Source organism: Streptomyces sp. NPDC037126 (genome assembly GCF_055605965.1).
The window spans coordinates 1-1,989 of sequence record NZ_JBVJTD010000084.1 but is presented as its reverse complement, the minus strand read 5'-3'; the positions used below and the strand labels follow the sequence as shown (position 1 = coordinate 1,989).

Annotated in this window: 1 protein-coding gene; it reads left to right on the top strand. The window is 69.2% G+C overall.

What is annotated here, in order from left to right:
* Positions 1–108: 108 nt before the first annotated feature.
* Positions 109–1,932 (top strand): IS481 family transposase, encoded by a 1,824-nt coding sequence (locus ACZ7FF_RS44905; RefSeq protein ID WP_470820540.1) that lies wholly within the window; start codon positions 109–111, stop codon positions 1,930–1,932.
* The last annotated feature ends 57 nt before the right edge of the window (positions 1,933–1,989 follow it).

Sequence of the window (1,989 nt, the reverse complement as noted above, 5' to 3'; positions counted from 1 at the left end):
TGTCCGATCCCGGGTGATGCTTGACAGTTCGGTCCCAGCTGATGGTTGACAGTGGCCGTGATCGGCTTTTCTGTGCGCGTCGTTGCGGCGTGTCTGGGGAGGCCGGGATTGGCGCTGGTGGAGTTGTCGGTTGTCGAGCAGAGATACCGGGCTGTTCTGGCCGTGCTGGCGGGTGCGACGGTGACGGAGGTCGCCGCTCAGCTTGGGGTGTCACGGCAGACGGTGAGCGGCTGGAAGTCGAGGTATGAGGCTTCGGGTCTGGCCGGGTTGGCGGATCGTTCTCGTAGGCCGGCGTCGTGTCCGCATCAGGCTTCTGCCGAGGTGGAGGCGGCGGTGTGTGAGCTGCGGCGCAAGCACCCGAAGTGGGGTCCGCGGCGGATCGCTCATGTGCTGGAGCGGTCCGGGACGGTGAGCCCGGCGCCGTCACGGATGACCGTGTATCGGATCCTGGTCCGTCACGGCCTGGTGGAGCCGGGGGTGCGGCGCCGGAAGCGGTCGGATTACAAGCGCTGGCAGCGGGACCGGCCGATGCAGCTGTGGCAGATGGACATCGTCGGCGGCGTGATGCTGGTCAACCCAGTCACGGGTGAGTTGACCGAGGCCAAGGTCGTGACCGGGGTGGATGACCATTCCCGGTACTGCGTGATCGCGTCGGTGGTGGAGCGGGCGACCGGGCGGGCGGTCTGCGCGGCCTTCGCCCGGGCCTTGCAGGCGTTCGGGGTGCCGGAGGAGGTGCTGACGGACAACGGCAAGCAGTTCACCGACCGGTTCGGACAGGGCGGTGAGGTGCTGTTCGACCGGATCTGCCGGGAGAACGGGATCGCGCACCGCCTCACCCAGCCGGCATCCCCGACCACGACCGGCAAGGTCGAGCGATTCCATCAGACACTGCGGCGCGAACTCCTCGACGACTGCGACGCGTTCGAGAGCATTGAGCAGGCTCAGGCGGCACTGGATGCGTGGGTGCAGGAATACAACTCCATGCGTCCGCATCAGGCGCTGGACATGCAGGCCCCGGGCGACCGGTTCACGCCGGTTGCCGAGCAGGAGCGGGACGTACTGGGCCTGAAGATCCCCGGAGTGCTCGCGCTGCTGCCCGAGCAGCGGACGCCCCCAGAGGATCCGGAGCCGGCTCCGACCGAAGCCTCCGAGGTTCCTGCCGCCCTGCCTGAGGTGCCGGCAGTGGTGCCGGTGGAGCCCGGCGGGCCGGTGGAGTTCGAGCGGGTGGTGCCTGCGAGTGGGAATCTGCAAGTCGCGGGCAAGCAGTTCTGGCTCGGACCGGCCCGCTCAGGCCTGACGGTGACGTTCTGGGCCGACACGCAGGTGATCCATCTGCTGATCGCCGGGACGCGGATCAAGACCGTGCGGTCGCACCTGTCGGTGGCGGATCTGGGACGGCTGGCGGCCCGGGGCGGACGTCCGGCGGGGCCGGCCCCGCTGCCGGGCGGTGACGGGGCGGCGTTCGAGGTGGACCGGGTCGTGAACAACAGCGGCCTGGTGGGCCTGGGCGGGCACCAGGTGCTGGCGGCGGAGATCCTCGGAGGCCGCCAGGTGGGTGTCCGGATCGATGAGGAGACGCTGTCGTTCTTCGACCTGTCCTCGCGGGAACTGCTGCGGGTGCGGCCCAACCCGCTGACTAGCGAGGAAGTCCGCAGGCTGCGGGGCCTGCGGCCGGCCGGACCGCCGCCGCGGCCGGGCGTCGAGCCCGTGCGGGTGCAGCGGCGGGTCAGCGCGGTGGGCACGATCATGGTCTGCCGGCAGAGCGTCTCGCTCGGGCGTCCGTACGCGGGGCAGACCGTGACCGTGCATGTGTCGGACACGACGATCACCGTCGAGCTGGACGGCCAGAACCGGGTCATCCGCCGCACCACCGACATTCCCGTCCGTCACGTGAAGGCGAACAAGCCCTACAAGGTTTCCGATGTTGTCTAGGCCTACCGTCAAGCATCACCTGGGACCAGAACGTCAGCCATCAGCTGGGACTAGACA